The organism is Celeribacter sp. (assembly GCF_048266405.1).
Taxonomy (GTDB): Bacteria; Pseudomonadota; Alphaproteobacteria; order Rhodobacterales; family Rhodobacteraceae; genus Celeribacter.
This window is the reverse complement of the sequence record NZ_JBLWZO010000001.1, coordinates 878,904-900,956: the sequence shown is the minus strand read 5'-3', so window position 1 is coordinate 900,956 and position 22,053 is coordinate 878,904. Positions and strand designations below refer to the sequence as shown.

Here is a 22,053-nt window from a genome sequence, read left to right as displayed (position 1 = left end):
CTTCAAAACTTTGCCAAAGGCCGGATCTCGAAAGCGGTTCGGCCTTTGTGCATCAGGCGATCAGGTCGTCGGCGCTTAGGGTATAGGCTTTGCCAAACCCGCCATTCAGATCGGCTGAGAGCGGTGTAAACTGAACGAAATTAAAATCGGCAAAATCGATATACAGTTTGGACTTCGGATGGTGGCTCAACCATGCGGTGCGTAGGGCGTCACTTTTGGGAACCACCTGTGCCTTTGCCGAGAGGCTAAGGCGCGGGAAAGCGAGAGGATCGCCTTTTGTTGGCGCTTCGCCGATCAAGAGCGAACAGATCGGGGAGGCCTTGAGACGGGCCGCATGTGCGGAGAGATCGGAGATCAAGGTGAGTAGTTCCCCGTCGGGCCCGCATCCGAAAGCGATACGCGTCACATAGGGCGCTCCCGTGTCCGGATCTACAACGCCGAGGGCGGCAATGCGGGCTTGCGCGATGAGGTCGCGGGCCAAGGTGCGCGCGGTGTCATCGGTCGGGCGGATCGGGGAGAGGGTGTCTTGTGTCATGCCCGCACCTTATGCGCTGAGGCATGTGCGGCTCAAGCCCGCTTTGGCAATTTGTGTTAGGCAGCCATACCCTGCGGGCGGGCTTGCGCGGAAATCCGGTAGCCAAGCCCCCAAACGGTTTCCAACATGTTCGCATCTCCCCCGCTTGCTTCGATTTGTTGACGGATGCGGGACAGGTAGACGTTGATGATCCGTGCATCGGGTTCGTCGTCCCACGCATAGAGATGCGCCATTAAGGCTTCGCGTGTGACCAAGCGCTCGCGATTCAGGACCAGCAATTCGAGAATTTCGTACTCTTTGCGTGTCAGGTGTAGCGATGTGCCGTTGATGTTTGCATGGTTGAGGACGGTATCGAGAACCATCGGTCCGACCTTAAGCTGCGCCGAGGCGTATCCTGATGCGCGGCGTACGGCAGCTTTGATTTGCGCGGCGAGGTAGGCAGGGTTCACGTCGCCCGCCATCACCACATCTGCGCCCAACTCATAGGCCTTGCGGCGGGCGGCCCAGTCTTCGTTTTGCGACAGGACATAGATTGGCATTAACGGCTGACGGTCACGCAGGTCAGAGAGTAATTTGTGTCCGTCCATATCCGGAATATCGAGGTCAAAGACGATGGCGCTTTGCTCGCCGAACTTGGCAAACTCAAGCAACTCAGTGCCATCGTTGACGCGCGTCACCAACAGGCCGGCTTCTGAGAGGCCCGCACCCGCGGTCATTGCATTCCAGTTCGTTTCGGCAAGAAGTACTCGCATAATCGACGTCCTTTCCAATGGGGCTACTCGTAAGGGGGGATCCATTCTGGACAAGTCTTGCGGCTTTTTCGCGCGGGGCTTGGGGCTGACTACGCCGTCTAATCGGGCGTGGGGGTCGGTTAAACAAATGTAAGCACTTTCGTTAATCGCCGCACAAGGTCTTGTTATGGTTAACGAAAAATACCGCGCTAAATGCGGCGAAAGACGGGGCGATGCAGAGTGGATTGTGATGGAATTACGGCGCAAGGGCGGTGAGTTCGCGAAGGATGCCCGTGTTTTCTTGGTAAATGCGCTGAACTCAAAATCCGACAGCGTCCTGTTTGATGGCGCCGAGAGGGAATCACCTTCGTTGACACGCGTCATTGCGCGCACTGACAGCGGGCGATCCTCGTGCTAGGCTTAGTCTGTCGCGCGACAGTTTTAGGGAGGACCACATGCCCCAGATAATCAAAGACGCCCACATCCAAACCGTTCTGACCACGTTCGAGACATCGCCAGCTTCGGCGCTTGATCTTATGGAGGCGCTTCAGGCGGCTTACGCGGAGTGTATTTCAAAACAGCCCGGCTTTATTGCTGCCGCGCTGCATATGAATGACGCGCAAACGCGGATTGCCAACTATTCGCAGTGGCAAAAACGTGAAGACTACCAAGCGATGCTACGCACAAATGAGATGCGTAAACGCAATCGCGAGATCAACAATATGTGCAAGACGTTTGAACCCGTCATGTACGATGTACAGGGAGTTTATTGATGCGCCTTTTAACAGCTTTGATGATTGTGGCTGCAAGTGCTGCAAGTGCCGATCCTGTGGGGATCACGAAGGACATTATGAGCGTGACGGTCGAGACCGCCTCCGGGCCTGTCGAGATTTCGCGTGTTCAGGATAATGCCGCAGTGATCGAGGGGGATTTCGCTCAAATCGCCCGCCCGTGTCCAAACTTCTGCATCCAGCCGATGATCCCCGCCGAGGGGGTAACCCCTGTGGGCGAATTGGAAATGCTCGAGTTCCTGAACGATCCGAACGTGGTTGTGGTGGATGGTCGTGTGCGCTCGAACTTTGTGGCGGGTGCCATCCCGGGGGCGATCAACATTCCATACACCGAGGCTGCGGATCGTTTGGGCGAATTGGGCTGCGAGCCTGATTTCGAAGGGTACATTTGCGAAGGGGACGATGTGAAATCCGTCGCCCTTTATTGCAACGGTCCGTGGTGTGGCCAGTCGCCCACCGCCGCGCGGCGCATGATCGAAGCGGGGTTCCCTGCGGAGAAAATCTATTACTACCGTGCAGGGATGCAGGGGTGGACTATGTTGGGTCTGACGGTTGCCAAGTAAGATTGGCCGCACCTGTTAGGGTCGGCGATAATAAAAGGGCGCGGTGCTGCGGGTCTTCCCGGCCTCATCGCGCCCTCATTTTGTTTAAGTGGTGTTAGTCGCGCAGCGCGCCTTCGTCGTCGGCGCGAGCCCGCATTTGAGCTTTCACTTTGCGTCCCACGATGAGCGGCAAGATGAACCCGACGATGGCAATGACCCACAGCGTGATCGACAGCGGACTATCGACCAAAGTCGTCCAGTCCCCGTTGTCGATGGTGATCGCACGGCGCAGGTTGTTTTCCATTGCGTTGCCCAACAGTGTGCCGAGAATGATTGGCACAAGTGGCACGTCAAGTTTGCGCAGCACCCACCCCAAGATGCCAAATCCGATCATAACGAGCAGATCGAACGACGATCCGGAGATGCCGTAGATACCGACGAAGGAGACCATCGCGACGATGGGCATCAAGATGCGCGGGGGCACCATCAGCACACGGGTGAACAGCCCCACCATCGGGATGTTCATGGCCAAGAGCATGATGTTCGCGATGAACAGTGCCGCGATCAGACCCCAAACCACATCTGGGTTCTGGCTGAACAGCAATGGGCCCGGTGTGATGTTGAGCGACAAAAGAACCGCCAATAGCACAGCCGTGGTGCCAGATCCCGGAACGCCGAGCGCCAACATCGGGACCAAGGCTCCGCCTGCAGCGGCGTTGTTGCCTGCTTCGGGAGCGGCAACGCCACGTGGATCACCTTTGCCAAAGGTTTTGCCGTCTTTATCGACAAGGCGCTTTTCGAAAGAGTAGGAAATGAACGATCCCAGCGAGGCCCCTGCACCGGGCAACACCCCCGCGATAAAGCCCAAAGCCGTTGAGCGGATCATGGTAGGTGTCGTCTCTTTGAGCATCGACAAAGGTGGCGTTAGACGGCCAACTTTGATTTTGTCCGCCGAGCCTTCGGCGTCGCCGTGACGACGCTCGAGAAAGATGAAAACTTCGGACAGAGCAAACAGGCCGACGATGGCGACGAGAAAATCGAGGCCGTCATAAAGGTGGACTTCGCCAAAGGTAAAGCGTGGCACGCCTGTTTGCGTGTCGACGCCTATCATCGCAAGGCCGAGGCCAAGGGCGGCGGCGAAAGCGGATTTGGCTTGGTTGGTTGAGGAAACCCCGCCAAGGGTCATAAAGGCCAAGGCAAACAACGCGAAATATTCCGCAGGCCCAAACAGCAACGCGATTTTGACCAGTTGTGGTGCGAGGAAAATGAGACCCCACGTGGCAAAGAAGGCTCCGACGAAAGACGCGATGCCAGACAGCGAGAGCGCTTGTCCCGCCATGCCCTTTTGCGCCATCGGGTAGCCATCGAGACAGGTCATCATCGCGGGTTCATCGCCCGGAATGTTGAGCAGGATCGACGAAATTCGGCCCCCGTACATCGCCCCATAATAGACCGAGGTGAGCAAGATCAACGACGGTGCCGCGCCAAGCCCGAGTGTGAAGGCGAGGGGGATAAGAATTGCCACGCCGTTGGACGGGCCAAGGCCGGGCAGGGCGCCCATGATCGTGCCAAGAAAACAGCCCAACAGGGCGAGAAGGATATTTTGCCACGTCAATGCGATGGCAAATCCGTCTGCGAGAGACGACAAAGTGTCCATGAGTTCTCTCCTTTAAAACCCGAGCGGGCCGCGTGCGAGCGACAGGCCGAGGATGAGGTGAAAGACAACGTAGATGCCAACGGAAGTGCCGAGGCCTGTGAGAACGGTTGCGAGCAATCCGGACCCCAAACGCCACGTCAGGTAGGCGGCGGCAAAGGCGGTGGAAATGACGAAGCCGACCACGGGGAGCAGTTCGGCATAAAGAACCATCACAACGATCGCCGCAAGAATTTCGGTCAAACGGCCAAGGCTCGGCCATTCAGGGGCAGTATCAGGCTTGAGGGCAATGGCGATGGAGCTAAGGCCGAGAATGGTGGCTATGATAAGCGGGAAGGCTTTGGGGCCAACGGCATCAGACAGGAAGCTCTCCTCAATCGCCAAAGCGGCCAAGGCAAAACCAATCGCGATTAAAAGGCCAACAACACCAAAAATACGATCACTCATGGGACTATCCTTTTGAGGGTATGGTTTGGGAGACGTGCTTAAACTTCGGGCGCCACATTGATATGCGGCGCCCTCATGTCAGCGGATGCACATCAATTATTTGATGATGCCGATCTCTTTCGAGATTTTCTGGATCTGGGCAACGCTATCGGCCACAAAGGCTTCGAACGCAGCGCCTTGCAGGTCGAGTGGAGCCAGACCGTTGTTGGCCATCGTCTCTTTCCACTCAGGTGTCGCATAGAGGTCCGCGATTTTGCCGACCCATGCGTCATAGGCCTCGTCGCTCATATTGCCAGGGGCGTAGAACCCGCGCCAGTTTGCGCCGATGGCGTCAACGCCTTGTTCCTTGGCTGTTGGGAAGTCGGCAAACTCGCCCTCAAGACGTTCTGGGGAGAGAATGGCCAAGACGCGAATGTCGCCACTATCGACGAAGCCTTTGGCCTCGGAGATGTCCCCAGTGAAGGCCTGAACAGACCCTGCGAGAAGCTGCGTGACAGCCTCGCCGCCACCGTCAAAGGCGATGTATTTCACCGCGCGTACATCCTCGATACCATAGGCATTTGCGGCGATCAGCACTTTGAGGTGATCCCATCCGCCAACGGCAGAGCCGCCAGCCACCGAGATTGCGGTCGGATCGGCCTTGATGATGTCGAGCAGCGCGGGCAGGTCTGCGATTTCGCTATCTGCGGCCACTGCGATCACGCCGTAGTCCGCGCCAATGGAGGCCAGCCAGCGCACTTCGTCCATCGAGTTTCCGGGGAAAGCGCCTTGGGCCAGTCGGGTTGCTGTCGCAGAAGAGGCTGCAACGATCAGGTCGTTATCATCGCCACGTTTGTTGACAACTTCAGCAAAGGCCACGCCGCCACCGCCACCAGCGAGGTTCACAACCTGCATGGTTTTGTCCAACAGTCCCAGGTCTTGGAGAGATTTTCCGACTTGGCGGCAGGTGAAATCCCAGCCACCGCCGGGGTTCGCGGGGGCGATACATTCAGGATTTTCAGGGGTGAAGCCTTCAGCGAGTGCGCCAAAGGTGGATGCGCCGAGCAATGCTGCGGCGACAACGGTGAGGCGTGTTGCCTTGATGAACATGTGTATTCTCCTCCACAAATTTTCTTCGGGCCGTATGGCCGCCCGATGTCCAAAGCAGTCGCACCACAGGTTTGCGGTCTCCTCGCGACTTGCTATGAGGTTGTGTACACGGCAAAGCTGTCGTGAACCTGTCATGGGGAGACACTGGGCAGGGGGAGGAGGGACCATGCGAATATTGATCGTCGAGGATGCCGCCGATGTCGCCGAGGCAATCGCCATTCGGTTAGGCAAAACCGGTATGGCATGTGATCTCGCGGAGAGCTGCGCGGCAGCCGAGGACTTTCTCGCTGTGCAGCGCTATGACGCGATCGTGCTCGACATCAATTTACCCGACCGCAACGGCACCGAATTGCTGCACGCTATGCGCCAACGTGGCGACCGCACGCCCGTCTTGATGCTCACCGCACTGTTCTCGGTCGATGACCGCGTTTCTGCGTTGGACCTCGGCGCGGATGATTATCTTGTCAAACCGTTTGATCAACGTGAATTAGAGGCGCGATTGAGGGCGCTCGTCCGTCGTGAAGCCGAGCAGAAATCCGATGTGATTTCTCTTGGTCCGCTCACCTTTTCCCCTGCCACCTTGAGCGCGACGTTGGGAGGTGAGCCGCTGGATCTCACGCGCCGAGAGGCCACTCTGTTGGAGCTTTTGTTGCGCAGTCAGGGCGCGATTTTGAACAAGCAGCGCTTGTATGACGGCTTGTTCGCCTTTGAGGATGCGGACGTTGGGTTGAACGCCATCGAGCTTTACATCGCACGCCTGCGCAAGAAACTCGCGCCTTCAACCGTGGGCATTGAGACGCAACGCGGGCTTGGGTATCGGATTTTTAACGATGGATAGACTGGCAGCAACTCAGGCCCTTGATCTTGCGGGACAACGAACATTGTTGTCGCGGGTGATGGGGGGCGTGTTGTCATTGCTCGCGATGGGCGGAGTGGTGGTGATGCTGGCCTCCTTTGCCTATGGGAAAAACGCGGCGCGTCAGTCTTTTGACCGCCTCTTGGTCGGCGCGGCAAGTGACATCGCAGAGTCGATCAATGTGGTGGATGGCGTGCCAATTGCCGACATTCCTGTCTCTGCCTTTGGTCTCTTGGCTTTCGCGGATGAGGACCGTGTGTCCTATTCTGTGCGCGGTCCGGATGGAGACCTATTGACGGGACATGAGGAGGCAAAGGAGCGCATTGATGTGGCCCACTCGTTGACGCAACCCCATTTTTTCGACGCCAAAATTCACGGCGAGCCTGCGCGCTTTGTTACCGTTGTGCGGCGGTTTTCGGAGCGTGATTTCTCTGGCAATGTGTTTGTCACCGTTGGGCAGACGTTGCGGGCGCGTAACGCGATGGCGATGAGCCTGACGAAAGGGGCTGCTCTTGTGACGGGCTTGGGCGGGCTTGCGTTGATTTTGAGCGCGTTCTTTGTGATCCGCTCCGCCATGCGCCCGCTAGACCGGATGACGCGAGAGCTCTTGGATCGCGACCCTTATGATCTGACGCCAATGCCTGCCGATGGTCCTGCGGAAGTGGCCGTCATGGTCCACGCGATGAACCGCTTTATGCAACGCCTCGACCGACAGGTCGGCGCTATGCGGCACTTGATCTCCGATACCGCGCATCAACTGCGCACGCCCGTTGCCGCGATCCGCGCTCAGGCAGAACTGGCTATTGAGGATGACGGGGATCACCTGCCGCAACGATTGGACCGTCTGGTGCGCCGTACGCGCTCGCTCGGTACTTTGCTCGATCAAATGCTGTCGCGGGCCTTGGTCATTCACCGTGCCGATAATGCGCCACCCACACCTGTGGATTTGCGCGACATCGCACTCAAGGTGTTAGAGGACCGCGATCATGAGGTTCTGGCTCCTGAAGCGGTGGTGGAATTGCGAATTGGCGAGGCCCCTGTGATGGTGATGGCGGATGACATTTCGTTGAGCGAAGCCGTTAAAAACATGCTTGCGAATGCGCTGCGCCATGGTGTGTCGCCCGTGGTGATCGGCACGTCTTGTTCGCAAGATCGCGGCGCGATTTGGGTTGAGGATGCGGGAGACGGACCGCCCCCTTATGTGTTGGACAAGATCGGCCAAAGGTTTGAACGCTCTGCGGCTTCCAAGGGCAATAGTGCGGGTCTGGGCCTGTCGATTGTGAGGGCCGTGGCGCAGGCCTTCGGTGGTGAAGTGCAGATGGGAAAAACGGACAGGGGGTTCCGTGTCACGTTGAGCCTACCCCAAAAGATGGAAGGCGCTCCCACATGACTCGATCAAAGTTTCAGCAAGGTCTGCGCGGCGCTCTCGCGGGGCTTTGTCTTTGCGCGGCACCTGTGGCAGCCCAAGAGGCCATTGCCCAATTTTCGGCACAAGGCGCGTTATCGCCCACCGAGTTGCTTGTACGCTCTACTACGGACATCGCCATTCTTGCGCCTGCGCTCACCGCTTTTGTCGAGGCCAATCCGCGTGTGTCTATCACCTATGAACAATGGGGGTCGAATGCGCTCTATAGTGATAGCCGTGCGGCGTGCGAGGGAACCGCGAAATCTGCGGATGTGGTGATCTCATCAGGCGTTCATCAAATGTTGGATCTGGTCAATCGCGCCTGTGCGAGCCCTTATGTGTCGACCTATACGGCGACCCTTCCGTCCGCGCGCAAATGGCGCAACGAGCTTTGGGGCATTACACAAGAGGCCGCGGTTATCATTTACAACACTGCCTTGGTGCCTGATGAGGATGCTCCACGCACACGTTTTGCATTGCTTGATCTGATGCGCCGTCAATCGGCGCAATACCGTGGTCGGATCGCAACCTATGATATTGAACGTTCGGGGCTCGGGTTTCTGTTTGCCTTCATGGACAGTCAGGAAGCCACAACATTCGGGGGGCTTTTGGAGGGCTTTTCGCGGGTTGATGCGGTGGCGACTTGTTGCTCGGCGGAGATCATCAAGGGCGTCGAACGCGGAGAGTATCTTATTGCGTATAATGTGCTGGGCTCCTACGTGGCCTCCGCTCCGCATGAGAACCTCGGGGTCATTTACCCCAAAGATTATACGCTATTCTTGTCGCGAGCCTTTATGATTCCGAAAACAGCGCAGCGGGCAGAACAGGCCGCACAGTTTCTGGATTTCCTGTTGTCACCTGAGGGGGAACAGATTCTGGCGCAAAGCAATCTTGTCCAGCGCCAGGACGGGATTGATCCTTCATTGCCGCAAAGCGCACAGCGTTACATCCCCATTGATATTACCTTGCTGGTCGCAATGGATCAGCACCGTCGGGCGAGTTTTGTCGAAAAATGGCGTGCAACGTTTGGTGATGAGTTGCGTTAGCGAGCGATGAGGTGCTCCAAGTGCGGCAGACGTTGGTGTTTTCCTCTGATTGAAAGCCCACAATTCTGTGGTGCGAAAGCCGATGGCGCGCTGTTCCCTTTCGTATGCGCATGACTTCAATTGTATGAAAAAAGTGCCGGGAGCGCCGTCAGTCTGGCGTTTGTCGCAGAGATCGAGAAGCGAACCGTTCGTGCTGATTGGTCCTTTTATCCATCTATCTGTTCTGTTAAGAAATTTCAGTGGTTTTGGCCCCGTAGCTCAACTGGATAGAGCAGCCGACTTCTAATCGGCAGGCTGAGGGTTCGATTCCTTCCGGGGTCGCCATTCCACCGCATGTGATGGCTTTGGAGTGCAGCTGCGAATGAGGCGGGACATGGTTTCTCTAAAGGATTTGCCGCTCGTTACGCGTATCGTTTACGTGGTGGAGCAGGGTTTTGTGCATGTGCTCTTGCCTTTGATCTTTATTCTTTTGGCCGTTCGCGCTCGCAAGGAACCCGCCCACTTACATCATTTATCGCATCGGTTCGGGTTCTCCCCGCCTTGTTCCAAAGGCGCGGTATGGGTCTTTGCGGCATCCTTGGGTGAAACACGTGCGGCTAGCCCTTTGATTCGACGCTTGAGGGCCGCGGGCCACCACGTCCTTTTGTCTCACCAATCTCCCGCCGGATTGGCCGAAGGGGCGCGCTTGTTTGCGCAGGATGAAGGCGTGACGCAGTGCTACGTCCCATTGGATGTATTTTGGGCTGTGCGGTTGTTTTTGCGCCGAACGCGCCCTGCGGCATTGGTGGTGATGGAGATCGAACTTTGGCCCGCCATGCTGTTTGAAACGGTGCGCAAAGGCATTCCTGCCGTGATGGCGAATGGCAATCTTTTAGAGCGTTCGATCGGCAATGGCCGTGGTTTGCGGGGACAAATTCTCAAGCTGTACTATTTGTTCAGCCATATTTTTACGCGTACACAAGAGTATAGTGATCGCTATGCCCGCATCGGCGTAGACCCGTCGCGGGTCTCTGTGGTGGGAGATATGAAATTCGATCAGTTGATTGATCCCACGCATTTGGCGCTCAGTGACAGATTACGCACGGCTTTTGACGGCGGCGCACGTGTTTTGATGATCGCGTCGTCGGTTGAGGCGGAGGAGCGCATTCTTTTGCCAATGGTGGCGCGGCTTTTGGCGGCAGATTCCGGATTGCGTGTATTATGGGCCCCGCGCAGCCCGCAGCGGTTTCAGGCTGTGGCGGACGCCCTTGTCTCGCTTGGCCTGACGGTGGCACAGCGATCTTCTTTCGGGGCCGATGCAGCAGAAACCTTGCCGCAGGTGCAGGTCTTGGTCGGGGACAGTACGGGCGAAATGAATGCCTACTATCCGTTGGCGGATTTGGTGTTCGTGGGGGCGAGCCTTGTGGATCATGGCGGGCATAATATCGTTGAACCTATGGCGCTCGGACGTCCCGTCGTGATGGGGCCCTCGACATATGGCATAGACTTTGTTGCCGAACCTGCCGCGCGTGTTGGTGCCTTTGAAAGCCTGCCAGATGCGGCGACATTGGAGGCCCGTATCGCGGCACTGCTTGCAGATCCTTCTGCACTTGCCCAAATGGCCGCGGCGGCGGTGGCGTTTATGGCCAACCAAACAGGCGCTTCAGATCGGACCTTTTTGGGCCTGCAGCCTTTTCTGAACTTGGACGCTTAAGGAGCCAATAGATGAGCCGCAAAAAGCAACTGTTCTGTGCTATGCCTCATCGTTCGGCGTGTTTTGGTGAGGTCTCAGACAACCTAGATACTGCCGCCGAAGAGGTTGAAAGCTACCTTCTTGGTCTGTAGAAACCGAAGTGATGTCGCCCGTTGGGCGCAATAAAAGATGGAGCCGCAGATGCTTTCGAATTCCACTATTCTCGTAACTGGCGGCACTGGCTCATTCGGCCATGCTTTCACGCGTATGACGTTGGAGCGCTATAATCCCAAAAAGATCATCATCCTGTCGCGCGACGAGATGAAGCAGTGGGAAATGGCTAAAATTCACGGCGATGATCCCCGAGTGCGTTTTTTTATCGGGGATGTGCGCGACCGTGAACGGTTGTACCGCGCATTCCGTGGGGTGGACTATGTGATCCACGCTGCGGCGACGAAGATTGTTCCGACTGCCGAATACAACCCGTTCGAATGCGTCAAAACCAATATCAATGGCGCGATGAACGTGATTGATGCCGCGATTGATTGCGGAGTGAAGCGCGTGGTTGCCTTGTCCACAGATAAGGCGTCCTCCCCCGTCAATCTGTACGGCGCCACTAAACTGGCCTCCGATAAGCTGTTTGTAGCCTCCAACTCCTACGGTGGTGAACACGGCACACGCATGGCCGTTGTGCGCTACGGCAACGTCATGGGCTCGCGGGGCTCTGTCATCCCGTTCTTTAAATCCATCGCGGATAAGGGCGTTTTGCCCATCACGGACCCTCGCATGACCCGCTTCATGATCAGCCTTGAAGAGGGTGTCGAGCTTGTTTGGCATGCGCTTGATGACATGGAGGGCGGCGAGATTTATGTGAAGAAGATCCCGTCCATGAAAGTGACCGATGTCGCCCGCGTTCTGGCCCCTGACGCGAAACAGGAAGTGGTGGGAATCCGCCCAGGTGAGAAGCTGCACGAGCAAATGATCGGCCCCGAAGATGCGGCGCACACCTACGAGTATCCCGAACATTTCAAAATCTTGCCTGCAATCAACAACTGGTCGGCAAGCCCCGCACGGATCAAGGATGGCGTGAAGGTGCCCGATGACTTCACCTATGCGTCCGACACCAATCCTGAATGGATGAGCGACGCCGATTTGCAAGCGTGGATCACGGCTAATGAAGCCAAGATCGGCGAGATTTGATTGTGGTGTTCGTAGTGAATATTCTGGCCATGACGTTTAAATAAAACGTGTTTTGTCCTGGGCTTGGTTGTTGGTTCCAATGTCTGGGTAAATGTGTTTTTCTACTCAACGCGGAGTGACGCAATCAACTCTAACAATTTGCAGGAATAATGAGACTGTGACAGTTTCTATTCAGCCTGAATTTTCAGTTGTAATTACTTGCTATAATAAATCATCCACAGTCGCGGGTGCAATAAAGTCAGTTCAAGCGCAAAATTCGAACTGTGAGATCATTGTCGTTGATGATTGCTCCACCGATACCTCTCGTGAAGTTCTGGCGCAGTTTTCAGATATCAATGTCATTCTGCACGATGTGAATAAAGGTGCGTTGCAGGCCTACTTAACTGGAATGCGAGTGGCCCAAGGGCGATTTATTGTTATGCTTGATGGAGATGATGCGCTCGCGGACGGCATTTTAGAGGAATTGAGTAACGCTGAGATCCTTGATGATACTACAAGTATCCGTATGGGAATTGCTCAGCGTAAAGATGCTACCAATCGAACTGGGGCGCCATCTGGCGTTCGGGTTAACATTACTTTCCGGCCTGGGTGGCTTTTTGCGGCAACCCAGTCAACGGGCGGTGCTGCAAATATATTTCCCAATACCCTCTTCAAAGAAGTCGATCAGGCGTTAGGCCAAAACTGGCCCGACATCGTCGTTCAAGACCATATTTTGCCTGGGATGCTCGCATTTGTATCAAGGCGCGTTTTGAAGCTATCGAATGTCGGATATTTGATTCCAGATGTTCCTTTGGATCGTTCATTAGGTCAGAAAAGGCATAGAATGGATAACGATAGGTTGTTATCGGACCAAGCTCTCGCTGCGGCCACATTTAATCCAGCGTTTTCGCAAGGATGGATTAGCCGTGTCCTCTTGCAACTAGCACTCGTTATTCGCATCAGAAGATTAGGGCGTAAGTACGGGGTCGCGACTCGCAACGCATTTGGCTTGTTATTGTCCTCCCGCCAAAGGAACGATGCAGTTGATAGAATCTCATCGGTCATTCGTTCAAGCCCTAGTTTTTAGAGGTTCACGCGATCAAAATGCTGCGCCAAAGTGTTGTCTATGTTTAGCCTCTGCTTCACTGTCTGTTGCGATTCAGTAGTCCAATCGAAAGCAAAGCCATGACCAACACCTTCATCCCTTACGGACGGCAAGACATCACCGACGAGGACGTCGCTGCGGTGGTTGAGGTTTTGCAAACGGATTTCTTGACACAAGGCCCACAGGTGCCCGCGTTCGAGGCTGCTGTCGCTGAGCGTGTGGGCGCAGCTCATGGCGTGGCGATGAATTCGGCGACATCGGCTTTGCATGCCGCCTGTATGGCGCTTGACCTTGGTCCGGGCGATTGGCTTTGGACCGTGCCCACGACTTTTGTGGCCTCGTCAAATTGCGGGCTGTATTGCGGGGCACAGGTGGATTTCGTGGACATTGATCACGAGACCTACACCATGAGTGTCTCGGCATTGAGTGCGAAACTCGAAGCTGCGCAGGCGGCAGGGACATTGCCCAAAGTGATCGTGCCCGTGCATCTATGTGGTCAGTCTGCCGACATGGAAGCGATAAGCCGTGTCGCACGGGCCTATGGTGTCAAGATTATCGAGGATGCGAGCCATTCCATCGGGGCCGACCATCAGGGGCTCCCTGTTGGTGACTGCCGCTATTCGGACATCACTGTCTTTTCGTTCCATCCCGTGAAAATCATAACCACCTGCGAAGGCGGTCTTGCCACGACGCAGGATGCGGGCCTTGCGCGGAAAATGGAATTGGCGCGCAGCCACGGTATTACGCGCGAGGCAGATGAAATGACCCATGCGCCAGATGGTCCGTGGTATTATCAGCAAGTCACCCTGGGCTATAACTACCGTATGACCGAAATTCAGGCCGCTCTTGGTCTGTCGCAGTTGACGCGGCTGGACAGTTTTGTGGCGCGGCGGCGGGAGCTTGCGGCGCGATATAATCAGTTGTTGGCTGACCTGCCAGTCACCTTGCCCGCTCAACATCCCGATACAAACTCGTCATGGCATCTCTATGTGGTGCGCGTTGCCGCGGATCGCCACGCGGCGGTGTTTGACGCCTTGCGGGCTGCGGGAATTGGGGTGAACTTGCATTATATACCCGTCCACACACAGCCATACTACCGCGCGATGGGCTTTGCCGAAGGGCAGTTTCCCAATGCCGAGGCCTACTATGCCGAGGCTATTTCTATCCCGCTTTACGCGGGGCTGAGTGATGCCGACCAAGATCGTGTGGTCGCGGAGTTGGCCAAGGCCTTGGCGGTGACCCAATGAGCCTGTGTGTGATCCCCGCACGTGGCGGATCAAAACGAATTCCGCGCAAGAATATCCGTGAGTTTCACGGACGTCCGATGATCGGTTGGTCGATAGCTGCGGCTCGTGAGAGCGGCCTGTTCGACCGTATTGTGGTCTCCACGGATGACGCGGAAATTGCACAGATTGCACGTAGGGAAGGGGCTGACGTGCCGTTTATGCGCCCTGAAGAGCTGGCCAATGATCATGCTGCAACGGTGCCTGTCGTCGCTCATGCGATCTCGGAACTCGGTTTGACGGAGGATGTGCCAGTGTGCTGCCTCTACGCGACCGCGCCGTTTGTTCAGGCTTCCGATCTTGTCGAAGGATTGCGTCTGTTACACGCGGGGGCAAGCTATGCGATGGCAGTGACGGAGTTTGCCTATCCGATCCAACGGGCCTTGCGGCGCGACGCGGACGGAGCGGTGGCGATGATGGATGAGGCGCAAATGCAGGTGCGCAGCCAAGACCTTGAGCCCGCGTGGCATGATGCGGGACAGTTCTATTGGGCTTTGGCCGCAACATGGAAGGCTGCTGCCCCCGTCTTTGGCGTTGGCGCACATGGTGTGGCGTTGCCCTCTTATCGCGTGGTGGATATCGACACGCCCGACGACTGGGTTCGTGCCGAAGCCCTGTTTCAGGTTTTGCAAAAATGAAGGTGGTGTTTCGCGCTGACGCTTCCGTGCAAATGGGCACAGGCCACGTGATGCGGTGCTTGACGCTTGCGAAGGGTCTGCGAGAGCGGGGACACGACTGTCGTTTTGTCTGTCGTGACTTGAACGGCCATCTAGGTGAAAGAGTTGTAGGCGATGGGTTTGATCTGACCTTGCTCCCCGCGCCCTCAGTCGCGTTTACACCTGCGGCGGATGATCCTGCACATTCGGCATGGGCCGAGGTGGCGTGGGACGTGGATGCGGCACAGACCCGCGCGGCTGCCCCTGATTGCGATTGGCTGGTTGTGGACCACTACGCTTTTGATGCGCGGTGGCAGAAGATGGCGCTCTGCGCTGGCGCGAAATTGGCGGTCATTGACGATCTCGCCGACCGCCCGCATATCGCCGATCTGTTGTTGGACCAAAACTTGGGGCGGCTTGCGTCGGACTATGACGGCTTGGTTCCCGATGGCTGCATTCGCCTCATTGGTCCGCGTTATGCTTTGCTGCGCCCGGAATTTGCACGGTTGCGAGATGAAAGTCTGGCACGGCGTGAAGGGGCGCACTTAGACCACATCCTTATCTCAATGGGTGGTGTCGACAAGGATGACGCGACTTCACGTATACTCATGGCTCTGGCCGAAAGTTCGTTGTCGGATCAATGCCGTATCACCGTAGTCATGGGGCGTAACGCTCCTTGGTTGGACAACGTTCGATCTCTTGCCACAACGATGATCAATCCAACAGAAGTGGTGGTCGATGTGACGGATATGGCGGCGTTGATGGTGCAGGCCGATCTGGCTATTGGCGCTGCGGGCGGCACGTCGTGGGAGCGGTGTGCATTGGGGTTGCCGACACTGATAGCGGTATTGGCGGACAATCAAATGTCTGCCGCCGCAGCGCTCGCCTCCGAAGGGGCCGCGATAGAGGTCGGAGGCCCTGATTCCCCCGAGTTTTCCGTACGCTTGTCGGACGCATTGCATCAGGTCCAAACCTCAACCACGCTGAACGCGCTGTCCCAATCCGCAGCGTGTATTGCGGATGGGCGTGGTGCGACGCGTGTCGTCAACGCCCTTGAGCAGCCGTTAACCCTGCGCCGCGCGACGATGAATGACGCCGAAGTGATTTGGACGTGGCGCGACGCATTACCTGCGTCGCATTTTCACACAGGGATCAAGCCGTCCCTTGCCGATCACCTTGCGTGGTTTTCGCGAGCCCTCGATGATCCGTACCGCCGCCTCTACGTTGCGGGAGATCCTGCGATCGCGCACCTTCGGTTGGATGTCGACGACGCAAAGGGTTGCGATGCCCGCCGTGCGGTGGTGTCGATTATCCTTGCACCAGAGGCGCGTGGAGGAGGGCTCGGGGTTCGACTTTTGGCAGGCCTTGCTGATATCGGTCGCGCAGAGGGTCTCGCTACGCTTATTGCCGAGGTGCAAGTTGAGAATGAGGCCTCATTGGCCCTGTTTCAATCCGCAGGCTACGCGCAGGTCGGGCTTGAAAACGGTTTTTGTTCATTCCGCCTCGACCTTTTTTGACCCCTTGAAATCCACTTCTCTATGCGCCACCAGTTCCTGATAGGAGACAGCCATGACAGTACATCCAGAACTCAGCATCGCCGGACGGCGCATTGGTCCGGACCATCCCCCGTATGTGATTTCCGAGTTGTCGGCGAACCATAACGGGAACCTTGATGCGGCGCTTCGGCTTATTGATGCGGCCGCGGCATCGGGGGCGGATGCGGTGAAAATCCAGACCTACACCGCTGATACGATTACGCTCAACTCCACGCGTCCTGAATTTCAAATCACTTCTGGAAAATGGGCAGGACAAAGCCTGTATGAGCTTTACCAGTCGGCATACACGCCGTGGGAATGGCATGCCGAGATGTTCGCACATGCTCGCAAGCGCGGCATCACGATGTTCTCCTCACCGTTTGATCCTACCGCGGTCGACTTGTTGGAGGACTTGAACGCGCCTGCCTATAAAATCGCGAGCTTTGAGGCGGTGGATCTACCGCTCATTCGTTATGTGGCGTCGACGGGAAAGCCGATGATCATCTCGACGGGGATGGCGGATGCCGAAGAGATCGCCGAGGCCATTGCTGCGGCGCGTGAGGGTGGCTGCAAGGAACTTGCTATTCTGCACTGTGTCTCGGGCTATCCTGCTCCTGCGGGCGATTATAACCTTGCCACAATCCCTGACATGATGTCCCGCTTTGGTCTTGTTACGGGGCTCTCGGATCACACGCTCGATAACACCACGGCCATTGCCGCTGTGGCGCTTGGCGCCTCGGTGATTGAAAAGCACATGACCGAAGACCGCAACGGTGGTGGCCCCGATGACAGTTTTTCACTGGAGCCAGACGAGTTCGCAAAGCTGTGTACGGGTGCGCGCACCGCGTGGGAGGCCTTGGGGCGTGTGGATTACGGGCGCAAGTCTAGCGAGACATCTAACGTGACCTTCCGCCGTTCCCTTTATTTTGTACGTGATTTGAAAGCGGGCGATACGATAACCGCCGAAGATTTCCGTTCTGTTCGCCCCGGATTTGGCGCGGCGCCAAAGCTCACTGATCAGATCATCGGTATGCGGGTCCGCGAAGCGGTCGAAGCCGAAACGCCCGTTTTGATGGATAACTTAGAGAAATGATCAGCACCTGACGTTTGCGGGTCTGGCGATGTCAGACCCGCTCGCGTGGTGTTCGATGGTGATCATCGGCACTCTGCCGTGATCAGATCATAGGCGCTTCCCGAGCTCTACGAACAAATTCTTGCGCTCGTTTTGCGGCGTCGCTGTTGTGCGGACGACGTTGCAGCGCAAGCGTGGCTCTGTTGGGTTTAGTGGCCCGCTCCGCTTTGAGGAAGGGAGCGATACGGCTGCCTTTCGAAGGGGTGTGACCAGTATCGTTGACTTCACGTGTCATGAGAGGACTCCTTTCGTGTGCAGCAGTATAGCACAAATCACACGCCGTTGTCTGATGTCGCTCAAATCTAGCGCAGATTTCCGCCTGTTTTGCGTTGCCACCTCACGAGAATGATAAAGCAAGTGGCGGTCAAAAGGGCGGCGATCAAAAAGGGTGCGCCGGGGAGGCGGATGGGGGCATCTGAGCGCGTAAAGATTGCAAAAGTTTCGGTCATCAGGAGCGGACTGACGATGGTCGCAAGGGCCGCAATGGAGCCTAAAACGCCTTGCAATTCGCCTTGGCGGTCATCGGGGGCCGCGCGGCTCATGATGGCTTGGAGCGCGGGCATGGCGATGGAACTGACCCCTGTGATCACCGTCAAGAACCACATCACAGCGACAGAGGTTGCAAAGCCGATGCTGACGAAGGCGACGACATCAATCACGATTGTGCCGAGGACAACCACATAGGCCCCGAACCGTTTTGTTAGAGGGGCGATGAGGAAGGCCTGCGAAATGCCCATGGAGACACCAAAGACAAAAAGGGTCAGGCCGATGGTGGTTGTGTCGAGGGAGAATTGCGCCTGAGCAAAGAAGGCCCAGATCGCGGGATAGACGAAATAGGCGACCTGATAGAGGCCAAACACCACGAGCAGGGGTAGTACGCCGCCGAGTGTGCCGATGGCATGGAACGCGGCAAAGGGATTGGCGCGTTTGAGGGAAAAGGCGCGGCGTTTATCCGCGGCAAGGCTTTCGGGCATGACGAAGAGACCAAAGAGCGCGTTGCCGCCTGCGAGGATGGCGGCGGCATAAAAGGGCGCGCGGGTGTCGATGCCTGCCAGAAGCCCGCCGATGAGGGGGCCAAGGGCAAAACCGATGCCCATGGCTGCGTGGACAAGACCAAAGTTCTTTTCGCGCTCCTCAGGGGCCGACACATCCGCCATGAAGGCGCTCGCCGTAGATTGCGTGGCGGCTGTGATTCCCGCAAGGAGGCGCCCCAAAAGCAACAGCCAGATGGTGTGCGCCATGGCCATGATGAGGTAGTCGAGGGCGAAGATAATGAGTGCGGAAATCAGAATGGGTTTGCGCCCGAACCGATCTGACAAGTTGCCCACGATCGGCCCGAAAAAGAACTGCATCACTGCATAGCTCGTTGCCAGAACCCCGCCCCAAATTGCGGCGTCTGATAGGTCGCGGCCCGTCAGCTCGCGGATGAGGTCGGGCATAACGGGAAAGATAAGCCCGATGCCGATCCCGTCGATCAAGATCGTCAACGTGATGAAAATCAGCGGGAGGCGGCCCGTCACGGTTGCGTCCCCTCGGGGGCGGTCAGAATGCAGTCGACCAAGCGTTTGGGCATGGAGAAAAACGGTGAATGCGACGATGGCAAATGGTGCACGGATGTGGTGGGCCAGTCGCTTGTCATTGTGGCCTGATAGGCGGGCGGGATGACGCGGTCGTGGTCGCAAATCACAAAACTGCGCGGGACAGATTCATAGGCGGCGGTCAGCATGAGTGGGGTTTCTTGCGGTGCGATGGGCTGCGGGTCAATACGGGCAAGCGCGAAGTTGATGACTTCGGGCGGGCAATCATGGAAAAAGGCGTCAGGCGCTTTGGCTGTGATAAATTGAAATGCCAAGCCGTCATCGGTGCGCTCGATCAGGTCGAGGATCGGATGGGTTGGTGCGGCGCGGCGGCGGTCTGCAAGGCTTACACCGTCAAGCGGTACATAGGCGCAGACATAGACAAGGCGGACGATTTTGTCGGGGGCCGCTTCGGCAGCTGCGGAAATCGGATAGCCCCCTGCGGAATGACCGACCAGCACCACAGGAGCGCCGCCATGCGCATCAATATCGGCTAGAATGGCGTCGCGGTAGGCGTCCAGTGTGACAGCCGCGAGAGGCGTGTCATCCGCGCCGTGCGACGGCAGGTCCAAGGCTCGTGCGGAATGCCCGCGCCGCGTCATTTCGGCCAAGACATCGCGCCAACACCATGCGCCGTGACCAGAGCCGTGAATGAAGAGATATGCGGGGTTATTCATGGTCAGCGCCGCCGCTGGGAATGTGCCCAATGTCGGTGAGGAAACTGGTGAGCAAAGCGGCGAAATCTTTCGGCGCGTCGACGCAGGGCAGGTGTCCAGAACGGCGCATCAATTCGAACCGTGATCCAGGGATCAGGTTGACGGTCTCGCGCACCAAGTCGGGCGGGGTTGATCCGTCGTATCCGCCCGCAATCCCGAGGCAGGATAGCCGCAGGCCGGACGTCGGCGTGTAGAAATCCGTGCCTGAAATAGCTGCGCAGCATCCCAAATAGCCGCGCTGATCTGTGTCGAGAATGGCGTTGCCCCAGCGGGTCGCCTCATCTGTGGCGCGGAACTCTGGCGCAAACCACCGCTCCAGAGTGGGCACAACAATACTGTCGAGGCCCCCGTTGCGGATCTGGGTCATGCGTGCGTCCCACACGGCGGGCACACCAAGTTTGGCGGCGGTATTAGACAGCACCAAAGCGCGGATTTGGTCGAGGCGTTTGATGGCGAGCCCTTGGGCAATCATCCCGCCGATGGAACTGCCAACAAATACCGCGTCGCGCACGTCCAAGGCGTCGAGCAGTTGTTCGGCATCGGCAATCAGTTGGCCCATAGAATAAGGAGCGGGCGGGGTGTCCGAGTGACCATGCCCGCGCATGTCGTAACGGATGAGGCGGAGCCCATTAGGCAAGTGGGCGAGGGCGGCGTCCCAGACATCAAGTGTGACCCCCAAGGCATGTGAAAAAACCACAGCGGGGGCGTCTTTGGGGCCTGTGTCTATTACGTTGAGTTGGATTCCGTTGACTTCGACGCGCATCGCTTATCCTGTTTCAGCAATCTTGTGATTGCCCTATTCAGTAGCGGCGCGCGTCGACGCGTTCAATGAGCTACGGCAATCATGCCCGAAATTATCAGGGCGCCACCGAGGATCATTCGGGGCGTGAACTTTTCCCCCATGAACAATGCAAAGACGAGTACGAGTGCCGTCTCGACACCCACCAAGACGAGGTACAATTGCCCCATCGAGTTGTTTTTTAGAAGTGCGATCTCGCCAGATGCGGCGAGTGCAAGACCCGCGAGGATGAGAGCAGCTCCTCCCCAAGCGAATTGTATACCTGAGACGAGTTTCATCCCCATGGTGGCAAGCGCGTAGCTTGAACCGACTAGGATTAAAAGAACGGATTGCGGTACTGCATAGGCAAACATATGGCCTCTTGTTGTTGTTAACGATGCCCTCAATATAGCGCTGCACCGCCGCATCTCCTACAAGAATTAAATTCCTATCGACTGAACCTAACGGCAATCTGAGCCAAAAAGCGCTCAATCACGTCGAGGCTTTCGGATTCATCCAGAAACGGCACATGTCCGCGATCTTTTACTTCGGAGAAAATCATATCCGGCCGACGGCGGCGCATCTCTTCAACGCATTCGCGAGTGAGAAGAGTGGAGTTTTCGCCCCGTAAAAGCGCCAAAGGCAGGCCGGAAAAGGAATCAAACAGCGGCCACAGGTCGGGCGTTTGTCCCGTGGCGCCCGCTGCCTCGACGGCGTCGCGGAGCCGTGGATCATAGCGCAATTCGAGCCGTGTTGGGCCTTGTGCCCAGATCCGCCGCGCATAGGTCATCCAACCGTCCCGTGTGACGTTTGGAAACTGGGTGCCAAGTGCGATTGGCAGCTTGTCGGCGGCACCGTCGTATGAGCGGTAGGCGCAGGGGCGGCCAAGGTAGTCCATGATGTGCGCCAGACCCGCAGGGTTCAACTCGGGGCCAATGTCATTGAGTAGGACACCCAACAGGCGAGGCTTTGCCGTGGCGGCCAAGACCATAGCAATCAATCCACCGCGAGAGGTGCCCAAGATTGCCGCTTGGTCAATGTTCAGATGATCAAGCAGAGCCAGAGCATCCGCGCTTTCTTGGGCGATGGTATAGGTCGCAGGGTCGGTGAATTCAGACGCGCCTCGGCCACGGCTATCGAGGCGTATCACCATCGCGCGGTCTGCGAAGTGAGTCACAACAGGCTCGAAATCATCCATGTTGCGGGTTAGGCCCGCGAGGCACAAAAGCGGTGTGCCTTGCCCCTGCAAGTCATACGCGAGGGTTACACCATCGGTGGTTTGAAATGTGGACGGTGACGGTGACATTTGCCCTCCTGTGGTCGT

The 22,053-nt window shown here is 57.0% G+C and carries 24 protein-coding genes and 1 tRNA gene; 14 read left to right on the top strand and 11 right to left on the bottom strand.

The window, feature by feature from the left end:
* Window positions 1-52: 52 nt before the first annotated feature.
* Together ACN0TS_RS04535 and ACN0TS_RS04530 are read right to left on the bottom strand one after the other, a co-directional pair.
* Complete coding sequence (locus tag ACN0TS_RS04535; protein ID WP_417258113.1) at window positions 53-535, bottom strand: HugZ family protein; 483 nt, start codon at window positions 533-535, stop codon at window positions 53-55.
* A gap of 56 nt (window positions 536-591) precedes the next feature.
* Window positions 592-1,287 (bottom strand): response regulator transcription factor, encoded by a 696-nt coding sequence (locus ACN0TS_RS04530; RefSeq protein WP_417258112.1) that lies wholly within the window; start codon window positions 1,285-1,287, stop codon window positions 592-594.
* Between the two features lie 166 nt (window positions 1,288-1,453).
* Here ACN0TS_RS04530 and ACN0TS_RS04525 point away from each other — a divergent pair, with 166 nt between their 5' ends.
* Genes ACN0TS_RS04525 through ACN0TS_RS04515 form a run of 3 tightly spaced genes read left to right on the top strand, consistent with a single transcriptional unit; the run spans window position 1,454 to window position 2,620 of the window.
* A complete protein-coding gene (locus ACN0TS_RS04525; RefSeq protein ID WP_417258111.1) occupies window positions 1,454-1,684 on the top strand; it encodes a hypothetical protein in 231 nt (76 codons plus the stop codon).
* A gap of 37 nt (window positions 1,685-1,721) precedes the next feature.
* Window positions 1,722-2,039 (top strand): antibiotic biosynthesis monooxygenase family protein, encoded by a 318-nt coding sequence (locus tag ACN0TS_RS04520; protein ID WP_417258110.1) that lies wholly within the window; start codon window positions 1,722-1,724, stop codon window positions 2,037-2,039.
* Window positions 2,039-2,620, top strand: coding sequence for a rhodanese-like domain-containing protein (locus tag ACN0TS_RS04515; protein ID WP_417258109.1), 582 nt, complete (start codon window positions 2,039-2,041; stop codon window positions 2,618-2,620). The genes ACN0TS_RS04520 and ACN0TS_RS04515 overlap by 1 nt, the downstream gene beginning before the upstream one ends.
* A 94-nt stretch (window positions 2,621-2,714) precedes the next feature.
* Here ACN0TS_RS04515 and ACN0TS_RS04510 read toward each other — a convergent pair whose 3' ends face one another.
* The 3 genes from ACN0TS_RS04510 to ACN0TS_RS04500 form a co-directional block, all read right to left on the bottom strand.
* A complete protein-coding gene (locus tag ACN0TS_RS04510) occupies window positions 2,715-4,256 on the bottom strand; it encodes a tripartite tricarboxylate transporter permease (protein WP_417258108.1) in 1,542 nt (513 codons plus the stop codon).
* A 12-nt stretch (window positions 4,257-4,268) separates the two neighbouring features.
* Window positions 4,269-4,700, bottom strand: a complete 432-nt coding sequence (locus ACN0TS_RS04505) for a tripartite tricarboxylate transporter TctB family protein (RefSeq protein ID WP_417258107.1) — start codon at window positions 4,698-4,700, stop codon at window positions 4,269-4,271.
* Window positions 4,701-4,796: 96 nt separating this feature from the next.
* Window positions 4,797-5,789, bottom strand: coding sequence for a Bug family tripartite tricarboxylate transporter substrate binding protein (locus ACN0TS_RS04500; RefSeq protein WP_417258106.1), 993 nt, complete (start codon window positions 5,787-5,789; stop codon window positions 4,797-4,799).
* A gap of 166 nt (window positions 5,790-5,955) precedes the next feature.
* Between ACN0TS_RS04500 and ACN0TS_RS04495 the strand changes: the two genes are divergently transcribed.
* The 11 genes from ACN0TS_RS04495 to pseI all read left to right on the top strand — a co-directional run bounded on the left by ACN0TS_RS04495 (window position 5,956) and on the right by pseI (window position 17,619).
* Window positions 5,956-6,627, top strand: coding sequence for a response regulator transcription factor (locus ACN0TS_RS04495; RefSeq protein WP_417258105.1), 672 nt, complete (start codon window positions 5,956-5,958; stop codon window positions 6,625-6,627).
* Entirely contained in the window at window positions 6,620-8,035 is a 1,416-nt protein-coding gene (locus tag ACN0TS_RS04490) for a sensor histidine kinase (RefSeq protein WP_417258104.1), read from the top strand. The genes ACN0TS_RS04495 and ACN0TS_RS04490 overlap by 8 nt, the downstream gene beginning before the upstream one ends.
* Window positions 8,032-9,096, top strand: coding sequence for an ABC transporter substrate-binding protein (locus ACN0TS_RS04485; RefSeq protein ID WP_417258103.1), 1,065 nt, complete (start codon window positions 8,032-8,034; stop codon window positions 9,094-9,096). The genes ACN0TS_RS04490 and ACN0TS_RS04485 overlap by 4 nt, the downstream gene beginning before the upstream one ends.
* A gap of 247 nt (window positions 9,097-9,343) precedes the next feature.
* Window positions 9,344-9,420, top strand: a tRNA-Arg gene (locus ACN0TS_RS04480).
* A gap of 49 nt (window positions 9,421-9,469) precedes the next feature.
* Entirely contained in the window at window positions 9,470-10,789 is a 1,320-nt protein-coding gene (locus ACN0TS_RS04475; protein ID WP_417258102.1) for a 3-deoxy-D-manno-octulosonic acid transferase, read from the top strand.
* 180 nt (window positions 10,790-10,969) lie between these two features.
* Window positions 10,970-11,968 carry a UDP-N-acetylglucosamine 4,6-dehydratase (inverting) gene (gene pseB / locus ACN0TS_RS04470; RefSeq protein WP_417258101.1) on the top strand — a complete coding sequence of 333 codons (999 nt, stop codon included), beginning with the start codon at window positions 10,970-10,972 and terminating at the stop codon, window positions 11,966-11,968.
* A gap of 157 nt (window positions 11,969-12,125) precedes the next feature.
* The gene (locus ACN0TS_RS04465; RefSeq protein ID WP_417258100.1) at window positions 12,126-13,034 is read left to right on the top strand and encodes a glycosyltransferase family 2 protein; all 909 of its coding nucleotides are present in this window, start codon (window positions 12,126-12,128) and stop codon (window positions 13,032-13,034) included.
* 98 nt (window positions 13,035-13,132) lie between these two features.
* Window positions 13,133-14,299, top strand: coding sequence for a UDP-4-amino-4,6-dideoxy-N-acetyl-beta-L-altrosamine transaminase (gene pseC, locus ACN0TS_RS04460; protein WP_417258099.1), 1,167 nt, complete (start codon window positions 13,133-13,135; stop codon window positions 14,297-14,299).
* Window positions 14,296-14,973 (top strand): pseudaminic acid cytidylyltransferase, encoded by a 678-nt coding sequence (gene pseF, locus ACN0TS_RS04455; protein ID WP_417258098.1) that lies wholly within the window; start codon window positions 14,296-14,298, stop codon window positions 14,971-14,973. Before pseC ends, pseF begins: the two co-directional genes overlap by 4 nt.
* Window positions 14,970-16,508 carry a UDP-2,4-diacetamido-2,4,6-trideoxy-beta-L-altropyranose hydrolase gene (gene pseG / locus ACN0TS_RS04450; RefSeq protein ID WP_417258097.1) on the top strand — a complete coding sequence of 513 codons (1,539 nt, stop codon included), beginning with the start codon at window positions 14,970-14,972 and terminating at the stop codon, window positions 16,506-16,508. Before pseF ends, pseG begins: the two co-directional genes overlap by 4 nt.
* Window positions 16,509-16,560: 52 nt before the next feature.
* Window positions 16,561-17,619 carry a pseudaminic acid synthase gene (gene pseI / locus ACN0TS_RS04445; protein ID WP_417258096.1) on the top strand — a complete coding sequence of 353 codons (1,059 nt, stop codon included), beginning with the start codon at window positions 16,561-16,563 and terminating at the stop codon, window positions 17,617-17,619.
* 82 nt (window positions 17,620-17,701) lie between these two features.
* Here pseI and ACN0TS_RS04440 read toward each other — a convergent pair whose 3' ends face one another.
* The 6 genes from ACN0TS_RS04440 to ACN0TS_RS04415 form a co-directional block, all read right to left on the bottom strand.
* Window positions 17,702-17,893 (bottom strand): hypothetical protein, encoded by a 192-nt coding sequence (locus ACN0TS_RS04440; RefSeq protein ID WP_417258095.1) that lies wholly within the window; start codon window positions 17,891-17,893, stop codon window positions 17,702-17,704.
* Window positions 17,894-17,960: 67 nt separating this feature from the next.
* Window positions 17,961-19,178 (bottom strand): TCR/Tet family MFS transporter, encoded by a 1,218-nt coding sequence (locus ACN0TS_RS04435; protein WP_417258094.1) that lies wholly within the window; start codon window positions 19,176-19,178, stop codon window positions 17,961-17,963.
* Window positions 19,175-19,912 (bottom strand): alpha/beta fold hydrolase, encoded by a 738-nt coding sequence (locus tag ACN0TS_RS04430; RefSeq protein WP_417258093.1) that lies wholly within the window; start codon window positions 19,910-19,912, stop codon window positions 19,175-19,177. The genes ACN0TS_RS04435 and ACN0TS_RS04430 overlap by 4 nt, the downstream gene beginning before the upstream one ends.
* Window positions 19,905-20,714, bottom strand: coding sequence for a 3-oxoadipate enol-lactonase (gene pcaD / locus ACN0TS_RS04425; RefSeq protein ID WP_417258092.1), 810 nt, complete (start codon window positions 20,712-20,714; stop codon window positions 19,905-19,907). Before pcaD ends, ACN0TS_RS04430 begins: the two co-directional genes overlap by 8 nt.
* Window positions 20,715-20,776: 62 nt before the next feature.
* Window positions 20,777-21,103 carry a hypothetical protein gene (locus ACN0TS_RS04420; RefSeq protein WP_417258091.1) on the bottom strand — a complete coding sequence of 109 codons (327 nt, stop codon included), beginning with the start codon at window positions 21,101-21,103 and terminating at the stop codon, window positions 20,777-20,779.
* 74 nt (window positions 21,104-21,177) lie between these two features.
* A complete protein-coding gene (locus ACN0TS_RS04415) occupies window positions 21,178-22,035 on the bottom strand; it encodes an alpha/beta fold hydrolase (protein ID WP_417258090.1) in 858 nt (285 codons plus the stop codon).
* Window positions 22,036-22,053 lie beyond the last annotated feature (18 nt).